This is a genomic window from Microbacterium sp. CPCC 204701, from assembly GCF_004010105.1.
Lineage (GTDB): Bacteria > Actinomycetota > Actinomycetes > Actinomycetales > Microbacteriaceae > Microbacterium.
Genome location: NZ_RRYE01000022.1, coordinates 1 through 20,370, shown reverse-complemented (window position 1 = coordinate 20,370; position 20,370 = coordinate 1). Strand labels below are relative to the sequence as shown.

The window sequence follows — 20,370 nt, the reverse complement described above, 5'->3', positions numbered from 1 at the left end:
AGCGCGGCCTCTGCGACCGCGGCGAAGAACGCCGCGCGCGCGTCGGGGTCTGCCGGGGCGGCGGGGCCGAGCTCGACCTCCCACTCGTGCCATGCGCGCTCGGCGCCGGAGCGCTCGTCGCGCGTGCGCACCCGATCGTCGGCGAACTCCGCGATCACGCGCTCCGACGCGTCGAGGAGGAAGTACACGGTGCGCGCGTTCCGGATGCGCGCGAGCGGCAGGAACGGGGCATCCGTCACCGCCGCCAACTCGGCACGCACCGGCTCGGGGACGACATCCGCCTCGCCGAGGGGCCACTGCAGCTCGGAACGGCCTCCGTCGGCACCGCGCGGCCCCTTGATGTGCCACCCGGCGTCGGGCCCGCCGGTGCGGCGCCGCAGCGCGAACCCTGCTCGCGCGAGCGAGCGCCGGTCGTCGTCGAAGTACGCGGCATCGAGTTCGCGGTGCTCGCCGGCGGTCACCCTGGCGACGCCGGGGACCGCCGACCAGTCGGGCACGGCCGTGCCCTCGTCGACGTCGAACTTCAGCTCGACCTCGACCGACCGTGAGGGCACCGCGGCGCCGGGCTCAGCCGTCACGCCCGTCCGGGTTCGGGTCGATGTCTTCGGTGGCCTCGACGTACTCGAAGCGGACCTCGGTGGGGCCGTCGCTCTCACCGGTGTTGCTCTCGCCGCCGTCGCGGCGATAGACGAGCTGCCCCTCGCCGTAGGGGACGATGTACGAGTCGTTCGTGGTCGGGTCGAGCGGGACGATCTGTCCGTCCAGCGGACCGCCGTGCAGTCGTGCGATGGCCATGTGCCCAGCGTAGACCCGGGCGCCCCCACCACAGCGGGCTTGCGTGCCCCCGCGCCGTGGAGCAGCCGCGTGCAAGCGCTTCCAGCGTGTGCGCCTAGAATCGCGATCGTGAAGGCCATCCGAACGTTCACCGTCCGCCCCGTGCTCGCCGAATCCCTCGCTCCGCTCGGCCGCCTCGCCTCGAACTGGCGGTGGTCGTGGAGCCGCTCCACCCACGCCCTCTTCGCGTCGATGGATCCGGCGCTGTGGGACGCCGTCGGCGAGAACCCTTCCCGTATGCTCGGCGCGCTCGGCCAGCAGCGGCTGGACGAACTGGCACACGACGCCGACTTCGTGGCGCGCGTGCGCGCGGAGGACGAGCTCCTCACCGCCTACCTCGAGGGCGAGCGGTGGTATCAGCACCACGAGAGCCCGAAGCCGGTGCATATCGCGTACTTCTCCCCCGAGTTCGGGGTCGACGGCTCGCTCCCCCAGTACTCCGGCGGCCTCGGCATCCTGGCGGGCGACCACCTCAAGAGCGCGTCCGACCTCGGAGTGCCGCTGACGGGTGTCGGCCTCTTCTACCGCGCCGGCTACTTCCGCCAGGCGATCGGCGACGACGGCTGGCAGCGCGAGAGCTATCCGCTGCTCGACCCGTACGGACTCGGCCTGACGCTGCTGCGCGATGCAGGGGGCGCGCCGGTCGAGGTCGCCCTGGATCTTCCCGGCGACCGCCGGCTGCACGCGCGCGTGTGGGTCGCCGACATCGGCCGCGTCCCTCTGCTGCTGCTCGACTCCGAGACGCCGTCGAACTCCGACGACATGCGCCGCGTCACCGACCGGCTGTACGGCGGGGGCGGCGAGCACCGGCTGCTGCAGGAGCTGCTGCTCGGCGTCGGCGGCGTGCGCGCGGTGCGCGCGTTCAGCGAGAGCACCGGGCGTCCCGCGCCGGACGTGTACCACACGAACGAGGGGCACGCCGGGTTCCAGGGGCTGGAGCGGATGTCGGAGCTCATCACGGGCGACGGTCTGAGCTTCGACGAGGCCCTCGCGCAGGTGCGCGCCGGCACCGTCTTCACGACGCACACCCCGGTGCCGGCGGGCATCGACCGGTTCTCGCGCGACCTGATCGCCGATCACCTCGCGAGCGGGCTCTTCCGAGGCCTCGACGCCGGCCGCGCCATCGCACTGGGCCTCGAGACCTGGGAGGGCGGCGACCAGGGCGTCTTCAACATGGCGGTGCTGGGCCTTCGCCTCGGCCAGCACGCGAACGGCGTCTCGCTGCTGCACGGCGAGGTCAGTCGCGGCATGTTCGGGATGCTGTGGCCCGGCGTCGACCCGGACGAGGTGCCGATCACCTCGATCACCAACGGCGTGCATGCCCCGACCTGGGTGCACCCGTCGCTGAAGGCCCTGAGCGAGCGGACGTGGGGCGACGCGCACACCGACACCCACGACTGGACCGACCACGATGCCATCAGCGATGCCGAGCTGTGGGGCGTACGCCAGCAGATGAAGGGCGAGCTCGTGGCGGAGGCACGACGGCGGGTCGCGGCTGGGTTCACGCGCCCAGAGGCTCCGCGCGACGCGCCAGCGCCGCGTGGAGGGAACGTGGGGACCGTCGCCAACGGGTCGGGCGTCACGCCGTCGTGGGTCGAGGACCTCCTCGACCCGGACGTGCTCACGATCGGGTTCGCGCGGCGCGTGCCGACGTACAAGCGCCTGACGCTCATGCTGCGTGACCCCGAGCGTCTGACGCGCCTGCTCACCGACCCGGAGCGTCCGGTGCAGATCGTGATCGGCGGCAAGTCGCACCCGGCCGACGACTCGGGCAAGATCCTCATCCAGCAGCTGGTGCGCTTCAGCCGCGACCCGCGGGTGCGCGGTCGGATCGTGTTCCTGCCCGACTACGACATCGCGCTCGCCAAAGATCTGTACCCGGGCTGCGACGTGTGGCTCAACAACCCGCTGCGGCCGCTCGAGGCGTGCGGCACGAGCGGTATGAAGGCGGCCCTGAACGGCGCCCTGAACCTGTCGATCCTCGACGGCTGGTGGGACGAGTGGTTCGACGGCGAGAACGGCTGGGCGATCCCCACCGCCGACACCGCCTCGAACGACGAGGAGCGCGACGACGCGGAGGCGGCGGCGCTGTACGACCTCATCGAGCACCAGCTCGTGCCGCGTTTCTACGAGCGCGAGGGCGGCATCCCGACCGGGTGGCTGCGCATGGTGCGCCACACCATGACCGAGCTCGGCAGGAAGGCGTCGAGCGACCGCATGGTGCGGGAGTACGTCGAGCGCCTCTATGTGCCTGCCGCGGAGCGCGACGTTGCTCTGCGCGCCGACGGTTTCGCGCAGGCGAAGGAGCTCGCCGCCTTCGTGCTGCGTGTGAAGGATGCCTGGGGCCGGGTGTCGATCGCGAGCGTCGACAGCTCCGGCATCCCGCAGCAGGCGCAGGCGGGCGAGACGCTCGAGGTGCGCGCCGACGTGCGGCTCGACGGACTCTCGAGCGACGACGTCGCCGTGGAGCTCGCGTACGGCCGCACCGACGAGGACGACGCACTCGCGCGCGACCACTCGGTGCACCGGCTCTCCTCCGAGGGGCCTGCGGTGGACGGCATCACGACGTTCACCGGCTCGCTGCCGCTGACGGTGACGGGCACCTTCGGCTACACCGTGCGGGTCGTGCCATCGCATCCGCAGCTCGTCTCGCCGGTGGAGCTCGGCCTGGTCACCTACGCGTCCTGAGCGGACCTGCCTGCACAGAATCGGAGACCTTTCGCCGACACCCAGGCAACGGATGCCGCCACTCGGCGTGTCGCGCGGAAGCTCCGATTCCGTGCGGACACGCCCGGCGCCGGCGCGCCCGGGCGCATGTCGCCGGTCCAGCGGAGGATCGGGGCGGCGACGGCATCACGACGCGCATCCACGCGTACGCCGATCACCGCTACTTCGCCGCGCACGAGCTCGAGGTCACGCTCACCGGCGTGCGGCGCGCGCCCGTCTCGCACCCCGGCCGCATGCTGAAGACGTTCGTCGAGCGCTACGCCCGCTGGGCGCGCTGCGCGGGGCGGGCTCAGCCCGCGGGTGGAGTGACGATGCGCGAGACGGATGCCTCGGCCACCGGCCGGAATCCCTCCAGCTCCCCTGCGAGGCCGATGTCGGCCAGGACGAGCTCTCCGGCGAGCTCGGGCCCACGCCGGCGGACGAGTCCGGCCTTGACCGCGCCGAACGTGACGGTGACGGAAGCCGGGAGGACGGCATCCCCCGCCTCGCCGGTGTCGGGTTGGAGGCCGCTGGGAAGATCCACCGCGATCACCTGCGAACGCCCGGTGCGCACAGCCGGCAGCAGAGCCTCGACGGCCTCGCGGGCGCTGCCGCGCAGCGCAGGGTCGACGGCCCCGAGGCCCAGGATGCCGTCGAGGATCAGGCCGTAGTCGCCGGACGCCTCGCGCACGGCAGGCATCTCGACGCGCCGTGCGCCCGCGCCGAGCGCGGCGGCCAGCCCCACCTCGTGGACGCGCACGCCGACGGTCAGCACGTCGACGTCGAAGTCCTCGGCGAGAAGTGCCGCCGCGTACAGCGCATCACCGCCGTTGTCGCCGCTGCCGGCAAGCACCAGGAGGTGCTTCGCGTGAGACATTCGCAGGGCACGCGGCGGCTCGGTCGCCGGCACGACAGCCTCGTGATCGTCCTCGAAGACTTCGCGCACGACCTCGGCGAGCGCGGACGCGGCGCGTGCCATGAGCGGCTGGCCGGCCGCAAGCAGTGGGGACTCGGCGATGCGCACCTGCTCGGCGGTGAACGCCGGCACGCGAATCACGACTTCGCCCTCTCGGCGTCGGCCACGTCGCGCGCACGGCGCAACTCCTCGGTGGCGGCCGTGATCGCGTCCTCGGCTCGTCGCACGCGCCGCAGCGCGAAAGTCGGCGAGCCGTGGCGCTCGCGTACGCGATCGATACGCTCGCGCTCCGCCACGATGACCCATGTCGACGCGAGCAGGATCACTTGAGCCGACAGGTTGATCCACAGCAGCAGCGCGATGAGGGCGGCGAAGGACGCGAGGAGCGGATTCGCGCCGGCGCCCCGGACGAACAGACTCGAGAGCTGCTGGAGCACCGTCAGTCCCACCGCACCGAGGAAGGCTCCCGCCCACAGTGAGCGGGGGCTGGCACGTACACCGCTGAGCGTGGCGAACGCGAGCGCCACGAGGGCCATATCGAGGGCGAAGACGACGATGAGCGACACTCCCCTGACCGCCAGGTCAGCGAGGCCGCTCCTGCCGATCCCCACCCAGTCGAGTGCGGCGCCGACGAACGCGGTGCCGATGAACGTCGCGCCCGCCGACAGAACCAGCCCACCGCCGATCGCGACGGCCAGCAGCAGGTTGCGCAGCAGCACCCAGACGAAGAAGCCGTCGTCGTGCACGTCATCGGCGAGTGTGCGCAGCGCGGCACGCAGGGATCCGATCGCTCCGATCGCAGAGCCCACAAGGGCGACGAGAGCGATCACGCCCGTGATGGTGAAGCCATCCGGGGCCTCGATGTCGGAGACGTCGATGAGACCGCCTTCGCCGACGAGGCCGGGAATCGCGGCATCCACTGCCCCCACCAGCGACGCCCACGCGTCGGGGTTGTCGCTCAGCCAGATCGCTGCGAACGAAAAGCCCAGGAGCACTCCCGCGAACAGCGAGAAGAGGGCGCGATACGTGATGCTGTCGGACAGCATCAGACCGCGCCGCTCGGAGTAGTGCAGCCACACCCGCACGACACGGATAGAAAGCGCCCACGCAGTCATCCGCGCGAGAAGCCCTGGACGAACCTCTACGGGTTCTCGCTCCGGCGTGGTCGACGTCATGGCGATCAGGTTATCGGGGCGCCGGCGGCGCGAATCGGGGATTGACGCCAGCGCGCGGATGGGGCAGATCCTATGATGAGCGAGAGGGGGGTGGCCTGTGAAAGGACTCGCCGAGACGCTCGTGCAGAACGGAGTCGTCGACGCCGACGACATGTCTGCGATCGTCGCACGCACCGGTGAGGGTCCGGCACTTCGTCATGAGCTCGTGACGACACAACTCGCGACCGAGGCCCAGATCGCCGAGGCGGTCGCCGAGCGATCCCGGCGCCCATACATCGACCTCAGCAGCGCGAGCCTCGATCCGGAGGTCGTCGCGCTGGTGCCCGCCGCGATGTGCCGCCGGTATCAGCTGATTCCGATCAGCCGGGGCCGGCGGCAGCTCATCGTCGGCATGCTCGACCCGGGCGATCTGATCGCGATCGACGATGTGGCGACGGCGACCGACCTCAATATCGTCCCCGTCGTCGTGGCCGCCGATGCGCTGGCGACCGTCTTCAGCCGGTTGCTGCGCTCGGACGAGGAGCTGAGCGACCTGTCGGAGCAGATCGGTGAGAGCGCCGCGACCGATGCCGGGCCGGCGAGCACCGAGACGCTGCAGGACCAGGTCGATGACGCACCGATCGTACGGTTCGTGAACCTGCTCATCACACAGGCGATCAGCGACCGCGCGAGCGACATCCACATCGAGCCCGGCGAACGGCACCTGGCCGTCCGGTACCGCATCGACGGCGTGCTGCACGAGATGCAGCGTGCCGACCGGGCCATCCAGGATGGCGTGATCTCCCGCCTGAAGATCATGGCGAACGTCGACATTGCCGAGCGGCGCCGACCGCAGGATGGCCGCCTGTCGGTCCGCCACGAAGACCGCCAGGTCGACCTGCGCGTGGCGACGCTTCCCACCGTGTGGGGCGAGAAAATCGTCATGAGGATCCTCGACAACTCCGGCACCGCGCTCGAGATGTCGCAGCTGCAGTTCTCAGCGATAAACGAGAAGCGCTTCCAGCAAGCCATCACCCGACCGCACGGCATGGTGCTGGTGACCGGACCGACGGGTTCAGGCAAGTCGACGACGCTCTACACGGCTCTGCGAACGGTGGCGAGCCCTCAGGTCAACGTCATCACCGTCGAGGATCCCGTCGAATACCGCATCGAGGGCATCAGCCAGGTACAGGTGAACCAGCGGGCGGGCCTGACGTTCCAGGCGGCCCTGCGATCGATCCTGCGTTCGGACCCCGACATCGTGCTCGTCGGCGAGATCCGCGACACAGAGACCGCGCGCATCTCGATCGAGGCGGCGCTCACCGGTCATCTCGTGCTCTCCACGCTGCACACGAACGACGCGCCAAGCGCGCTGACGCGCCTCGTCGAAATCGGCTGCGAGCCGTTCCTCGTCGGCACCGCGCTGTCAGCGGTGGTCGCCCAGCGTCTCGCGCGGCGCCTGTGCATGAACTGCCGCGCACCTCATGTCGAGGACGTGGATGCGCTGCGCTCGGTTGGCTTCCCGCACGATCCCGCCGACCTGCCGCAGCTGTACCGCGCCGTCGGATGCTCGGCCTGCTCGGGCACGGGGTACCGTGGGCGTGTAGCGCTGCACGAGGTCATGACCCTCACCGAGGGGCTCGAGCAGCTCACGGTGAGCCGCGCGACGGGCACCGAGATGCGTCAGCTCGCCCTCGAAGAGGGCATGGTCGCGCTTCGCGATGACGGCTTCAGCAAGGTCGCCCAGGGGATCACCACGGTGGACGAGATCATGCGCGTCGCGATCTGACCGTCGGCGTCACTGCCCGGACTGCCCCAACTCGCCGTAGATCGAGAAGATCGGCATGTAGAGCGAGACGACCATTCCACCGATGATGATGCCGATCCCGACGATCAGGATCGGCTCGATGGACGCCGTCAGTTGAGACGTCGCGGTCTCCACCTCGTTCTCGTAGAAATCGGCGATGCTCGCCAGCATGTCGGCCAGCGTCCCGGACTCCTCACCCACCGCCGTCATCTGCGCCACCATTGGCGGAAACACCGCCGCTTTGGCCAGCGGCGCCGAGAACGAGCGCCCCTGCTTCACCGACTCCTGGATCTCGCGCACCGCCTGCTCGATTTTCCAGTTATTCGACGCCGACCCGACGATCGACAGCGCCTGCACCAAAGGCACGCCGGCGTTGAGCATCATCGACAGGCTGCGCGTGAACCGTGCGACCGCGATCTTGGTGGAGAGAGGACCCATGACCGGGAGCTTGAGCTTCCAGGGATCAAGGATCCGCCGCACCCTCTCGGACCTTCGGTTGCGCACCCACCAGAGCCACGCCGCCATTCCGGCGACGATCAAGAGCGGGAGGAGCCAGATCATGTTGTTCGAGAGGGTGACCAGTATCTGGGTGGGCAGCGGCAGTTCGGATCCGAGGTTGGCGAACATCCCCTCGAAGATCGGCACTACGAAGGTCACCATGGCGATCACACCGAGAATCGCGATGACGAACACGATGATCGGGTACGTCGTCGCCGACTTGATCTTGCCCTGGAGCGCTGCTTCGCCCTCGTAGGTCTCAGCGACGGTCGAGAGCGACTGCCCGAGGAACCCACCCATCTCGCCGACGCGCACCATGCTGATCATCAGCGGCGGGAAGACCTCGGGATATGCCGCGAGCGCCTGCGAGAACGACGACCCCGATTCGACGCCTGCGTGTACGCCGACGAGCGCGCTCTGGAGCTTCTTGTCCTCTGCCTGCTCGATGAGGATGCTGAGTGTGCGCATGAGCGGGAGACCGGCATTGATCAGGCCGGCCATCTGCTTGGAGAACACGGCGAGGGTGCTCACCTTCACCCGCTTCTCGAACCCCGGGATCGCGATGTCGCGGTTGAGGCCGGTCTTGGATGCCGGGACCACCTGCAGCGGGGTCATGCCCTGCGCGCGCAGCTTCGCGGTGACGGCGCTCTCGCTCGGGGCCTCGAGCGTGCCCTTCACGATCGCCCCGCCCGTGCCGTCGACGGCGCGATAGGTGAACTCTTGAACGAGCGACATCAGCGACCCCACTCCGACGACGCCGCTTCCGGCATGTGAAACGCCCAGGCGTCGGCGTCGAGGTCTCGCGGGCGTACGCGCACCTCGTCGAACGACGCCGGATCCGTAGCGTACGACTTCGCCAGCGACATCGAGAGGCTCCCGTTCTCGACGAGCCGGCGCAGATCCTGGTCGAGTGTGTGCATGCCGAGGCTTCCACCCGCCTGCATCATCGAGTAGATCTGGCTGACCTGCCCCTCGCGGATGAGGTTGGCGATCGCCGGGGTGTTGATCAGAACCTCCGTCGCGATGACTCGTCCGTCGCTGTGCGCCATCGGCAACAGGGTCTGGCTGATGATGCCCTGCAGAGTGTCGCCCAACTGAGTACGCACCTGCGTCTGCTGATCCGGAGGGAACGCATCGACGATGCGGTTGATGGACTTTGCGGCACTCTGCGTATGCAGCGTCGAGAGCACGAGGTGGCCGGTCTCGGCAGCCGACAGCGCCGTCGAGATCGACTCTGGGTCTCGCAGTTCGCCGATGAGGATGACGTCGGGGTCTTGGCGCAGTACCCGGCGTAGCGCCTCGGCGAACGACTTCGTATCACTGCCGATCTCGCGCTGGTGGATGAGCGACATGCGGCTGGTGTGCTGGAACTCCACGGGGTCCTCGACGGTCACGATGTGCGCGGGCAGCGTCCGGTTGACGATGTCGAGCATCGCGGTAAGGGTGGTCGACTTTCCTGACCCGGTGGGGCCGGTGACGAGCACGAGTCCGCGCGGCTTGAGCACGAGATCCCGCGCGACGGCCGGCACCCCGAGCTTCTCGAGAGAGAACGCCTTGTCGGGAATGAACCGTAGCGCGACTGCGACATCTCCGAGCTGCCGGAACACGTTCACGCGGAATCGGGCGACGCCCGGCACCGTGTACGACAGATCGACTTCGCCCGACTCACGGAATTCCGCGATCTGCTCGTTGGTCATGAGGCCTCCGACGGTGCCATCGAGCCAGTTGGTCCCGGTGGGGTCGCTGAATCCGGGGATCGTCGCCAGGTCGCCCTTCACCCGCATCAGCGGAGGGTGGTTCGCTGTCAGATGGACGTCGGAGGCTCCCGCCCTACCCGCAGCGGCGAGCATCGCAGGCAGCGCGTTCGAGTCGTAGATCATGTCATTCCTCCGTGTGGATGAAGGCCAGCGCAGTGACTGTCAGGGTGCCGTCGGCGAGTGTGCCGTCGATGGGCGCGATCAACCGGGGCCCGCGTCCGAGGGCATCGACGAAGGCCGACGCCTGCGACGCGTCGCCGACTTCGACGACGATCGTGAGGGGCACCTGCTGCCACGGGCTCTCACCCGCCGGCGCGGTGTCATCCGGGGCTGAGGTGGAGCCGGTGGCGACATCCGTTCCCGCATCGGCAGCGGGCGCGGTCGCAGTCGGCTCGCTTCCAGGCGCTGCCGGCTCGGCGGCGGGAGCACCTGCCGCAGCGCCGTCGTCCGCGGTTCCCCGCGCCGACCATGCCTCGGGATCTCCTGCCGAGACGGACGTGATCGTCCCCCCGACCTCGGCGGCCGATGCGATGACGATCTCGAAGACGTCATCGAGTTGCGGGATCGCGGCGATCTGGCGGCGGAGGTCGGCCAATCCGGCCGTGACCTCATCCATCCGGTCGCGCTCGGCCGACAGCGTCTGCACCTGGACGTCGTAGATCTCGTTGGTCTGCGCGACGGCGCGAGCAGAGGCATCCGTCGTCTGCGACGACCCGTACATCGGCAGGGCGATCAGAGCGATCCCCGCTACGAGAACCGCGATGACGACGACCACGCCGAGCAGATTGATGAGCTGCTTCGGGAGGTTCACTCCGCGTCCTCCTCGGCATAGGCGCCCGTGTACAACGACTGGTCGAGGGCGATGCGGATCTCGTACGCGTACGCTCCGTCCTCGGCCGTTGCCTCCCATCCGTCTGCCTCGAGCACGGCCGGCATCGGCCGCAATGCTCGGACAAGCGGCACGATCTCGGTAGGAGTCGCGCTGCTGAGCGTGACCGTACCCGAGACGCCGACCTCGGCGGATGGGTCGTCACCCTGCGGAACCGGCCCGGGAGCGAGGCTGAAACCGGTGAGGGTGACCCCTGCAGGAAGCTGCTGCTGCACCGTCGCGATCAGCGGGCTCCACCGGAAGTCCGTCGCCATCGCGCCTGCGCGGAAGTCTCGCAGGTCAGATTCGAGGTCGAGTGCGCGTTGCACCTCTCCGAGCTCCGCGAGCTGACCGAGGAGGGAGGTCGTGCGCGCCTGCTCTACCGCGAGGCGCTGGGCGGCCACGACCTGCAGGCCGAACGCGAGACCGGATGCCACCACCACGGCGAGCAACGCCCCCACGAGCGCGCCGATCCAACGTTTGGCCAGCCGCGTCCGCTGACGGCGCTCGCTCTCGGCGCGCGGCATGAGGTTGACTCTCGGCGCGGCGCCCCACGCCTGAATCGCGGGATTCGCGGTCGCCATCAGCGGCCCTCCCCCATCGCCAGACCGACGGTCGCAACCAGATTGAGCGCATCTTCGCCATCGGGCAGCCTCTTGCCCGCCACGAGCTGCGCCACACCGAGGTGCTCGACCGGAACAGGGATGCTGTCGGCGAGGGCCTGCGCGACGCCCGGCGCCGCGGCCCCTGCCCCCGTGAGCATCACCCTCCGGATGGGCTGTCCGCCCGAGCGGTCGGCGTAGAAGGCGAGCGTGCCGCGCAGCCTCCCCACCAGATCGACGACCGCCGATTCCGACATCCCAACTTGACGCGGTGTCCGAGCGGCGGCTCGCAGGCGACGCGCGGGCGGTCCGTCGGGGGCGACCGGCACTGTCTCGAGCAGATCCTCCGCCGGGACAGCGGCCTCATCCGCCGTCGCGGCAAGCGCGGCGAGCTCGCGAGCGCGCACGGCCCCCGTGACGATGTCGACCGGTATGAACCGGACGAAGCGCGGGATCCCTCCCTCCATGACGGCCACGTAGCTCGTGTGATCTCCGAGATGGAAGGCGGCCACCGCCTCCTGCGGTGAACTGACACGCGCAACGGCGCGAGCCAGCCCGAAGGGGGCGAGGTCGACCACGTCCACCGTGAGCTTGGCCTTGGCGACCGCCGCGATCAGCTGCTCGACGGTCTCGGCGACGGCGGCGACGAGCAGCCCCGCCACCTGGTCACCTTCGTGTGACGCCGGGTAGAAGTCGAGCACCGCCTGCTCCAGTGGAACGGGAAGCAGGTCCTGCACCTGGTACGGCAAAGCTTGACGGAGCAGATCGGGGCGCATCGCGGGGGCGGTGTGCTCGCGCACGAGGATCCGCCGGCTGCCGAGACCCAGCACGACGCGGCGCCCTCGGAATCCCGCACGGGTCCAGAGCTGACGCAGGGCGAGTGCCACGGCATCCGCGTCGAAGATCTCGGAGTCCTTTGCCGCTCCCGGAGGAAGCGGAACTGAGCCGCTGGTGATCAGCACGGGCGTGCGCCCGGTGCTCACCTCCGCCGCTCTGACCCCCTCTTCCGTGATCTCGAGCCCGACGATCGTCTGCGCCACGGCGTGTCCTTTCGATGAGTCGCCGCGGGTCACGCGACGAAGAAGAGTCCGAAGTACAGGCGGGCGATCGTGTCGCCTGCGAGGATGCCGACCCAGGCGCCGGCGAGCATCCACGGCCCGAACGGAATCGCGGTGCGCCGCCCGGCACGGCGAGCGAGCAGTAAGGCGATGCCGAAGACGCCGCCAAGGAGGAAGGCCGCGAACGCGCCGACGATGAACTGCGCCCAGCCCAGCCATGCGAGACAGATCCCCACGACGCCGGCAAGCTTCACGTCGCCGCCGCCCATGCCCCCGGGGCGGATCAGCCGCAGCAGGAAGTAGAAGGCATAGAGGATCGTGCCGCCGATCGTCGCCCGGAGCAGCGCCGCCCAGTCGGCTCCGAGAAGGCACGCGAGCACGAACAGCGCGCCGACGACGAGGTAGCTCGGGAGCACGATGGCGTTCGGGAGGCGGTGAGTGTCGAGATCGATGAGTGTGAGCGCGATGCTGATCGCAGCCAAGTAGAGATAAGCGACGGTGACGGCGGCGCGCGGCCACCATTCACCTGATCCCTGCGCCGGCGAAAGTTCCACGGTGCCGGCGAACAACCAGACGACTACAACGAAGGCGAGCCCCGTAGCCAGCTCGACGAGCGGATACCGAGCCGAGATGCGGCTGCTGCACGTCGCACACCTGCTTCGCAGCATAAGCCACGACACCACCGGAACGTTCTGCCACGGCTTGACCGGTGACCCGCATTGGGGGCACCGGCTCTCGCGCGTGAGTGGGATCCCGGCCGGCACGCGGTACACCACGACGTTCAGGAACGATCCGATCACCAGGCCGAAGAGTCCGGCAAAGATCACGACGAACGTGAGCAGGGATGGATCGGTCACGGCACATCCCGTAGCCAAAGAAGCCCGCCGATCCCCGAGGAAGTTCCTCCTCCGCCCGTCCCGGGCCATGGTTCGACGTCCTTTCCGAAGTCGTAGCCCGGGATATTGCGCGGCGCGAAAGCCACCTTCACGCCACCGCCGAATTCCAGTCGCCCCGAATAGACCTGCCCCTTGAACGTCGCCGTACCGCTGTTGAACTTCATCAAGCACGGTGTGTACACATAGACCGCGATCTCAGGTGCGACTGTGGAGTCGTTCAACTGCTGTGAGTCCTGCGCCGGCGAGTTGCACTGAGGACCAGCGACAGTCGGCTGGCTATCCGGGGTGATCAAGAAGATCGTGTGCGGCTGGCCGTCGGCACTCTTGAACCTGGTTCCCGAAAGAAACCACCGATTCGTGATGATCGCGATGTCCTGGTTGACCTTGACTTCTTTGTTCGCGCCACCGGCATTGGTGTCGAAGTTCCCTGCGCATGCGCGGATGTCGAAGATCATCCTGGTGCTGAGGGAACCTGCGACGGATGTGACATCGGCCGAGTTGCCCGACCATTTGCTGCAGGCTGTACCCGTCACGGTAGTGAGCTGGTAGCCCTCGTCCGACCAGGACTGCGGTGCGGTCGTCGCATTCAGCGGCGTGAACGTCACGTCCTGCCACGGCGGGATCTGCGGGAGCGTCGGGGCCGTCAACTCGGTGTTCTTGACCCGGGCGCCCTTGACGATGACGTTGGCGGGTGTTCCCCAGGTGCTATAGCTGCCCCGATATGTGAAATTGCCGAAGATGGTTCCGCTGCCCAGCGTGTTGTTGCCGGTGCCGGCAGCGCTCACGCTGCCATGCACTGTGCCGCCATTGAGCGTGAAGGTGCCACCGAGAAGCACATTCCCATCACTACCGTCTGACACGCCGACTGTGCCCGAGATGGTGTGGTTGTCGTTCTTGGGAGCTATCAAGCTGCCCTCGATCGTGCCGCCGTTGACGAACGCTCTGCCGCCGATGTACGCGTTTCCTTCGACCAGGCAGCCGTCGTCGAGTTGCAGATCGCCGGTCTTGGTGTAGATGTCTCCCGGAAACACCGAGTCCGAACCGCATTCGATTTTTCCGGTCGAGGCGTAGACCCCGGCAGAGCCCGTGAATTCATCGATCCCCACCTCACTGTTGGCGTCGTCGTACACGTAGGAATTCAAGCGGGTGTTCATGCCGTAGGTGTAGAAAAGGCCGGGCCCACCAGACGTCGGGGGCGTCCCAGCCGGGGTGATGTTGAGCTCGTACACCGCTCTCACCCTTGTCGTGTCGCCGTGGCCGGACGTGCCGTTCGAGTCGAACACCACAAGCCCGGTGGTTTCATCACATGTGCTGGTCGCTGTGTAGGAGGAACCCGCTCCGAGTTCCACATCGGACAGTATCTGATCGCACACGCCGCCTCTCTCCGCGGCTGCGAGTAGTTCGGCGATTCCCGCATCCGCGGCTGCGCGCGACTGCGCCGTGCTGCGGCCCTCTACGACCACGCCCGTCGAGTTGGTGACGATGGCAGCGAGCGTGAGCGCACCAAGACTCAGCACGAGCATGATGACGAGCACCGAGATGAGAGCCGAACCGCGCTCATCCCGTCGCTGTCGCAGTTGGCTTCCGAGATTCACCAGCATGCCGGTGCTCCCCCTGCCGCGACGACGGCTTGTGCCGTCACACCGTTCGTCATCCGGACCGTCGCGTCTCCCACGGAGACTGAGATGCCGACCTCGATCCCCCTGGCGCCGTCGGCAGCGAACGCCGCGCCGCCGGGGAGGGATCCTGCCGCACCCTCGACGAGTGCTCGCCACGCGCTCGGATTGGCATCGCGGGCATCGAGGCCGGCGCTGTATCGCAGCGCGCCACCCGAGTCGAGCACCCACGCACGGCACTCGAAGGCGCCGGAGGGCGTCATGACGACCGCGTCGATTCGCCAGCCGCTGCTGGCGACGGCGATGTCGGTCGCGTTTCGGATAGAGGACTGCAGGGACGCGCTCACGACGTTGATGCTCCCTGTCGCCCGGTCACGCACGGTCGTCTGCTCCTGGATGGTGAGACCGTTGATGAACAGCAGCGCGAGCAGGCCGAGGAACAGCCCCGAGGCGAAGATGTAGACGATCAGCTCGACAAGCGTGATCCCCGCGTCGTCGCCGTGTGTGATTCGGAGAGTCATGGCTCCGACACCAGGACGAGCGTAGGAATGACCACGAGCGAGTTGCCCGCGGAATTCCGCACCTCGACCGTTACCGCTGCCGTTGCCGGGTAGAGCGCCGTATCCGTTGGGCAGGGGCCGATCGCGACCGTGGCGCGCATGCCGGCGCCCGCGGGATCGCTGATCGCACCCTCGGCCGGAACGGCGCGCGCGGCCAGCTCGGAGCATCGCGCCGGTCCGCTGCGGCCTACACCGAAGTCGGCCTTTATCGGAGCCAGCTGCGCGTTCGCGAAGGCGGTCGCGGCGACGAGGTCACGGTTGACGACGCTCGTGCGCGCCGCGGCGATGGTCAGGGGCAACACCGCGAGCGCGAGTACTCCGAGGAGAAACATCGCGATGATGACCTCGACGAGGCTGAAGCCTTCTTCGTCGTGCGCCACGGCGATCACCTCCCCGGCAGATCGTGGTTCGGCCAGGTCCGGAGCCCCCCGGGTCCGGACCTGGCCGAGTGCGTCGTTGGAACCCTTACGGGGTTGCGGTAGAGCAGCTGGTGCCGTCGGCGCTCGCACCTGGTCCGGACGCGAACGACTGACCGCCGACGCGGGCCGCGAGTCCACAGATCGTCTCGATAGTGGTGCCGGAGATGGTCACCGTCACGCCATCCCTCGACAAGTTGCCTTCTTCGGCGGTGATCGCCGCTTCGAACGCAGTGGCATCGAGGTTTCGCGCCACCTGCGATGCGCCAGCCGTCGCCGCGTTGGCAGCGATCGCTTTCAGCGACTCCTCCTCCGCCTTCGCCTGCAGGCCCATGAAGACCGGAATCGCGACGGCGGCGAGGATGCCGAGGATCACGACGACCACGATGAGTTCGATGAGCGAGAAGCCGGCCTCGCCGGACTCCTCACGACGAGCCTTCTCGGCTTGGATGTAATTGCTGATGAAAGAGCGCATTGCGACTCGCTTTCCTAAGGATGACATGTGATTCAGACATCCCTGATCCGGACCGCGTTTTCGCCCAGTCGCCCAGTCGCATCAGGCTTGGGGGGCTCCGAGCTCTCGCCCTGGTACCGTCCCGGGCACAATCATGAGAGAGTTCTCATTGATAGTCAAATCAAGATCACCACAGGACGCGATCAGCGAAACCTCAACCTGCTGAGCAATGTGCACAGCACCCGCCTCAGACGTCGAGCACCTCGAGACGAACGACCACCACTCCGCCGTCGACGAGCCGCTCGGCGTCGCGCACCGCTTTCTTCAGCGGCAGTACATACGACCCGCTCTTCGAGTCGGGGAAGATCGACGTCGCCCACTCGGTTCCACCGACGCGGGCCCGCACACGCACCGACCCGAAGCCGCGGTATGGTCGCGGGATCTCGCGGATGTCTTCGCTCAGCTCAGACGGCACCGCAGTGAAGTACCACGACGACGAGTCATCGCGCGCCTCCCACCGGAACACGTCGGATTCGAACTCGATGATCACGGCGACGACCCTATCGCTGGGTCGCGACACCGATCGCGCCGCGCGTGCGCCTCACCGCAGCCGCTCCCCCGGTGCGGCCCCGTACCGGTCGACGAGCCGTTGCAGACAGTTCGACCAGCCCTCGATGTGGTTCTCCCGCTCCTCCGCCGACACGAACCCGGAGTGCCGCACGATGACGCGGGTCGAAGAATCCGCTGCCGCCTCGACCGCGATCTCGACGTCGGTGGAGTGGTCCTCGCCGGCCCAACGCCACGCCAGCCGCAGGAAGTGCGGCCTGTCGAACCTGAGCACGGTCGCCTCGACGGCGAGACCGGCTGCCTCCGACCGCGCCTCCCACTGGCCCAGCTCGCGCAGCTCGACCACGGCGGTCGTCTCGAACCTCGGCGGCCAGATCCATTCCGCGAGGCGTTCGGCCGTGGTGAGGTCGAGCCAGACGGAATCGACGGATGCCGCGACCAGCGCCTCTTCGGTGAGCTCATGCATGCACGTCACCGTAGCGGCCGGCTCGGACGCCGACAGGGCTATCGCCCGTACTCGGGCGTCCAGTCGTCGCCCTCGGGGATCCACTCGGCGCCGGCGGAGGCATCCGTCGTCGCTCCTTCGCGCCGCCGCCATGCGGCGCCCTCAGGCCAGCTCACGGCGAAGGTGGTCGCCACCTTCGCGATGCGACGTGACAGGCCTGACAACGTCTGCACCGGCCGCGCCGAGACGGGCATGCGCAATTGCGGGTCGTAGCGCACGCCGTCCGTCGCCCGGAGACGTATCGTCAGGTCGAGGTCGTCGTGGATCCGCGCATTGCCGCGGTCGACCTGATCCCGCACCCGCTCCCACACCGACGTGCGCATCGCGAAGTTCGACCCGAAGACCAGCGGGATGCCGAGCCACTTCTTGATCCAGTAATGCCCGCCGCCGATGTACCACCGCTCGCCGAGATAGTTCTGCAACGGGGTGCCGCCGTAGAACTCCGCACCACCGGTCAGGACGCCGAGCGACGGATCGGCCACGAAGGCGCGCACGAGCCGCGCGATCCAGTCCGGGTGCGGCCGCGAGTCGGCGTCGAGCCGCGCGATGATGTCGGCATCCGCCGTAGCCTCGTCGTAGCCGCGCGCGGCCGCGGGCCAGATGCCGACGGCGGACTCGGCGACCAGGTCGGCGCCGTGGCGGCGCGCGACGTCGGCCGACGCATCCGTGCTCGCGTTGTCGACCACGATCACGCGGTCGGCGGGATGAGACTGGGCCGCGAGGGCCACGAGGCACGCGTCCAGATACCCGGCGTCGTCGCGGCACGGGATCACGACCGCGATGCGTGGGACGAGGGGCACAGCAGAACCCTACTCCCGCGATGTCGCACGCCAGGGATACCCTGCCGTCGTGGACGGGTTGCGCATCGTGCCGGCGAACGAGGCGTCGTGGGACGACCTGCAGGCGATCCTCACGGGCGCGGCGAAACGGTGCCAATGCCAGCGGCAGCGCCTCGGCGACCGCGACTGGTGGCACCTGCCCGAGAACGAGCGCGCGGCGATCCTGCGCGCCGAAACCCACTGCGACGACCCTCGGGCGACCGAGACGATCGGCATCGTCGCCTACGACCACGACGAGCCCGTCGCGTGGTGCGCGGTCGACCGGCGCGGCGTGTACGGCCGACTGCGCGGATCTCCGGTGCCGTGGGAGGGCCGCGACGAAGACCCCGATGACGACTCGGTGTGGGCGATCGCGTGCCTCGTCGTGCGGCGAGGGCATCGCGGCCGGCAGCTGACGTATCCGCTCGTCGCCGCCGCCGTGGACTACGCGCGCGAGCGCGGTGCGGCGGCGGTGGAAGGCTACCCGCTGCTCACCGGCGGGAGCCGGATCACCTGGGACGAGATGAACGTGGGTCCGGTCGGTCCGTTTGTGGCTGCCGGGTTCAGCGAGGTCGCCCATCCCACCAAGCGGCGGCTCGTCATGCGCATCGAGCTGGACGGCGACACATGACGAGCGTCGCCGGCACTCACTCTCACTCTTGAGACCACACCCACGATTGGCTGCATTCCAGTGAGCAACGGTCCTCACCAGAACAACCCGTCGATCATCACCGCGGACGGGTTCTCGGTGCCCGAGGCGCCCGGGGTGCGGCTGCAGCACATCATGACGGTCAGCCTCTCGGCCGGCACGATCCAGCACGTGGTGGACGGCGTCGGCGGCCGGGCCGACAATACCAACACCGGCACGCCGCAGTTCGAGGTCGACGACCCCGCGCCGTAGCGGCGGATCTCGGATGCCTCGGCCCGGCACGCAACCGCCGGGCCGAGGCATGCGTCCGTCACCAGAGCGGGTGGATCCCCTCACGCAGGTCGCGGTCGTAGACGTCGCGCACGACGGCGTCGAACGCGTCGAGGTCGAAGCCGCCGTCCACGAGAGCCGCGGCATCCGCATTCGCCTGCGCCTGACGCACATTGCGGGCGCCGGGGATCACGCTGGTGACGCCCGACTGCGTCGCGATCCACGCGAGAGAGGCCGCGGGCAGCGACACGCCCTCGGGAAGCGCTGCGGCGAGCTCCGCGGCAGCCGAGAGCCCGACCTCGTAGTCGACGCCCGAGAAGGTCTCGCCGCGGTCGAAGGCCTCGCCGTGGCGGTTGTAGGTGCGGTGGTCGTTCTCGGCGAAAGTCGTCGACGCTGTGTACCTGCCCGACAGCAGGCCCGACGCGAGCGGCACGCGCGCGAAGATCGCGACACCGGCCTCAGCGGCCGCCGGCAGCACCTCGTCGAGCGGCTTCAGCCGGAACGGGTTGAAGATGATCTGCACGTTCGTCACGTTCGGGCGCGCGATCGCGGCGAGCGCCTGCGCGCACGTCTCGACCGACACACCGTACGCGGCGATCGTGCCGTCGGCCACCAGCGCGTCGAGGGCGTGGTACGTGGCGTCGTCTTCGATGACGGCTGTCGGCGGGCAGTGCAGCTGCACCAGGTCGAGCGTCTCGACGCCGAGATTGCGGCGTGACCGGTCGGTCCACGCCCGGAAGTTCTCGGGCGAGTAGTTCTCGGACTCTTGAGGCATCCGCCGCCCCATCTTGGTCGCCACGGTGATCCCGTGCCCGGGGCGCCCGGCGAGGAACCGGCCGATGATCGATTCGCTGCGGCCGTCGCCGTACACATCGGCCGTGTCGAACAGGGTCACACCGTGGTCTGCGGATGCCGCGAGCACCGCGGTCGCGTCCTCCTCGCTGACGGCACCCCAGTCGGCGCCGAGCTGCCAGGTGCCCAGGCCGATGGCCGACACCGAGCGTCCGGTGTGGCCGAGTGCGCGCTGCTGCATGAGAATCCTTCCGGAGAGGTGGTGGGGAGGATTCCAGCATCCCACGGTCAAGCGTTCACGATCACGGGGGTGCCCTCAAAGAGCTCGGCCAGGCGCCCGATCGCAGCGGGGTCGACGCGGCGGCATCCGTTCGAGATCGCGCCCGACCGGTCGTCGTGTTCGTAGAAGGCCGTGACGGCGACGTCCGCTCCCCCGAAGTCGTCGAGGTTCGGCGACTGCACCGACAGATAGACGATGGGGTGCCCGCGGGTGTACCAGTACTCGGGAACGACCCGCGTCGTCATGATGAACGAGCGGCCCATCGGCGTCTGGCTGTCGGGGCCGGGAGCGACGTCGTGGGTGGGGTGGGCGTCGCCGATGGGGTCGCGGTGGTCGCGGGTCCGCCC

At 68.8% G+C, this 20,370-nt stretch carries 22 protein-coding genes and 1 pseudogene; 4 read left to right on the top strand and 19 right to left on the bottom strand.

Going from position 1 to position 20,370, the window contains the following annotated elements; translation table 11 throughout:
• Positions 1 to 578 (bottom strand): CYTH domain-containing protein (locus EIO58_RS03585; protein ID WP_127818320.1); only part of this gene is annotated, 578 nt, incomplete at its 3' end.
• Positions 568 to 795, bottom strand: a complete 228-nt coding sequence (locus EIO58_RS03580) for a response regulator (RefSeq protein WP_127818319.1) — start codon at positions 793 to 795, stop codon at positions 568 to 570. The genes EIO58_RS03580 and EIO58_RS03585, both read right to left, overlap by 11 nt.
• Positions 796 to 903: 108 nt before the next feature.
• Here EIO58_RS03580 and glgP point away from each other — a divergent pair, with 108 nt between their 5' ends.
• A complete protein-coding gene (glgP, locus tag EIO58_RS03575) occupies positions 904 to 3,522 on the top strand; it encodes an alpha-glucan family phosphorylase (RefSeq protein WP_127818318.1) in 2,619 nt (872 codons plus the stop codon).
• Positions 3,523 to 3,850: 328 nt separating this feature from the next.
• On the opposite strand, the gene EIO58_RS03565 is transcribed toward glgP, so the two are convergent.
• Positions 3,851 to 4,597 carry an NAD(P)H-hydrate epimerase gene (locus EIO58_RS03565; RefSeq protein WP_127818317.1) on the bottom strand — a complete coding sequence of 249 codons (747 nt, stop codon included), beginning with the start codon at positions 4,595 to 4,597 and terminating at the stop codon, positions 3,851 to 3,853.
• Positions 4,594 to 5,631, bottom strand: coding sequence for a YihY/virulence factor BrkB family protein (locus EIO58_RS03560; RefSeq protein ID WP_127818316.1), 1,038 nt, complete (start codon positions 5,629 to 5,631; stop codon positions 4,594 to 4,596). Before EIO58_RS03560 ends, EIO58_RS03565 begins: the two co-directional genes overlap by 4 nt.
• Positions 5,632 to 5,728: 97 nt before the next feature.
• Here EIO58_RS03560 and EIO58_RS03555 point away from each other — a divergent pair, with 97 nt between their 5' ends.
• Positions 5,729 to 7,399, top strand: a complete 1,671-nt coding sequence (locus tag EIO58_RS03555; protein ID WP_127818315.1) for a GspE/PulE family protein — start codon at positions 5,729 to 5,731, stop codon at positions 7,397 to 7,399.
• A 9-nt stretch (positions 7,400 to 7,408) separates the two neighbouring features.
• Here the strand turns inward: EIO58_RS03555 and EIO58_RS03550 are convergent, their stop codons facing one another.
• From EIO58_RS03550 to EIO58_RS03490, 13 genes are all read right to left on the bottom strand, one after another.
• Complete coding sequence (locus EIO58_RS03550) at positions 7,409 to 8,650, bottom strand: type II secretion system F family protein (RefSeq protein ID WP_127818314.1); 1,242 nt, start codon at positions 8,648 to 8,650, stop codon at positions 7,409 to 7,411.
• Complete coding sequence (locus EIO58_RS03545; protein WP_127818313.1) at positions 8,650 to 9,795, bottom strand: type IV pilus twitching motility protein PilT; 1,146 nt, start codon at positions 9,793 to 9,795, stop codon at positions 8,650 to 8,652. The genes EIO58_RS03550 and EIO58_RS03545 overlap by 1 nt, the downstream gene beginning before the upstream one ends.
• 1 nt (position 9,796) lies before the next feature.
• Entirely contained in the window at positions 9,797 to 10,483 is a 687-nt protein-coding gene (locus EIO58_RS03540) for a hypothetical protein (protein ID WP_127818312.1), read from the bottom strand.
• Positions 10,480 to 11,124, bottom strand: coding sequence for a PilN domain-containing protein (locus EIO58_RS03535; RefSeq protein ID WP_127818311.1), 645 nt, complete (start codon positions 11,122 to 11,124; stop codon positions 10,480 to 10,482). Before EIO58_RS03535 ends, EIO58_RS03540 begins: the two co-directional genes overlap by 4 nt.
• Positions 11,124 to 12,182 (bottom strand): type IV pilus biogenesis protein PilM, encoded by a 1,059-nt coding sequence (gene pilM / locus EIO58_RS03530; RefSeq protein WP_164861516.1) that lies wholly within the window; start codon positions 12,180 to 12,182, stop codon positions 11,124 to 11,126. Before pilM ends, EIO58_RS03535 begins: the two co-directional genes overlap by 1 nt.
• 29 nt (positions 12,183 to 12,211) lie before the next feature.
• The gene (locus EIO58_RS03525) at positions 12,212 to 13,057 is read right to left on the bottom strand and encodes a prepilin peptidase (protein ID WP_240658549.1); all 846 of its coding nucleotides are present in this window, start codon (positions 13,055 to 13,057) and stop codon (positions 12,212 to 12,214) included.
• Positions 13,054 to 14,697 (bottom strand): pilus assembly PilX N-terminal domain-containing protein, encoded by a 1,644-nt coding sequence (locus EIO58_RS03520; protein ID WP_127818308.1) that lies wholly within the window; start codon positions 14,695 to 14,697, stop codon positions 13,054 to 13,056. The genes EIO58_RS03525 and EIO58_RS03520 overlap by 4 nt, the downstream gene beginning before the upstream one ends.
• The gene (locus EIO58_RS03515) at positions 14,688 to 15,233 is read right to left on the bottom strand and encodes a hypothetical protein (RefSeq protein ID WP_127818307.1); all 546 of its coding nucleotides are present in this window, start codon (positions 15,231 to 15,233) and stop codon (positions 14,688 to 14,690) included. The genes EIO58_RS03520 and EIO58_RS03515 overlap by 10 nt, the downstream gene beginning before the upstream one ends.
• Entirely contained in the window at positions 15,230 to 15,652 is a 423-nt protein-coding gene (locus EIO58_RS03510; RefSeq protein ID WP_164861515.1) for a prepilin-type N-terminal cleavage/methylation domain-containing protein, read from the bottom strand. Before EIO58_RS03510 ends, EIO58_RS03515 begins: the two co-directional genes overlap by 4 nt.
• Positions 15,653 to 15,737: 85 nt before the next feature.
• Entirely contained in the window at positions 15,738 to 16,163 is a 426-nt protein-coding gene (locus tag EIO58_RS19470) for a type II secretion system protein (RefSeq protein WP_127818305.1), read from the bottom strand.
• Between the two features lie 226 nt (positions 16,164 to 16,389).
• Positions 16,390 to 16,692 (bottom strand): DUF1905 domain-containing protein, encoded by a 303-nt coding sequence (locus EIO58_RS03500; protein WP_127818304.1) that lies wholly within the window; start codon positions 16,690 to 16,692, stop codon positions 16,390 to 16,392.
• A gap of 51 nt (positions 16,693 to 16,743) precedes the next feature.
• Positions 16,744 to 17,175 (bottom strand): SRPBCC family protein, encoded by a 432-nt coding sequence (locus tag EIO58_RS03495; protein ID WP_127818303.1) that lies wholly within the window; start codon positions 17,173 to 17,175, stop codon positions 16,744 to 16,746.
• A gap of 38 nt (positions 17,176 to 17,213) precedes the next feature.
• Entirely contained in the window at positions 17,214 to 18,014 is an 801-nt protein-coding gene (locus tag EIO58_RS03490) for a glycosyltransferase (RefSeq protein WP_127818302.1), read from the bottom strand.
• Positions 18,015 to 18,063: 49 nt separating this feature from the next.
• Here EIO58_RS03490 and EIO58_RS03485 point away from each other — a divergent pair, with 49 nt between their 5' ends.
• Complete coding sequence (locus tag EIO58_RS03485) at positions 18,064 to 18,663, top strand: GNAT family N-acetyltransferase (protein WP_240658548.1); 600 nt, start codon at positions 18,064 to 18,066, stop codon at positions 18,661 to 18,663.
• 60 nt (positions 18,664 to 18,723) lie between these two features.
• On the top strand, positions 18,724 to 18,933 hold the full coding sequence (locus EIO58_RS03480; protein WP_205789109.1) for a hypothetical protein: 210 nt from the start codon (positions 18,724 to 18,726) through the stop codon (positions 18,931 to 18,933).
• A gap of 58 nt (positions 18,934 to 18,991) precedes the next feature.
• On the opposite strand, the gene EIO58_RS03475 is transcribed toward EIO58_RS03480, so the two are convergent.
• Positions 18,992 to 19,984: an aldo/keto reductase gene (locus EIO58_RS03475; RefSeq protein ID WP_127818300.1), complete on the bottom strand. Its 993-nt coding sequence runs from the start codon at positions 19,982 to 19,984 to the stop codon at positions 18,992 to 18,994.
• A gap of 47 nt (positions 19,985 to 20,031) precedes the next feature.
• Positions 20,032 to 20,370 (bottom strand): annotated as a pseudogene (locus EIO58_RS03470) (L,D-transpeptidase); the annotation flags it as partial.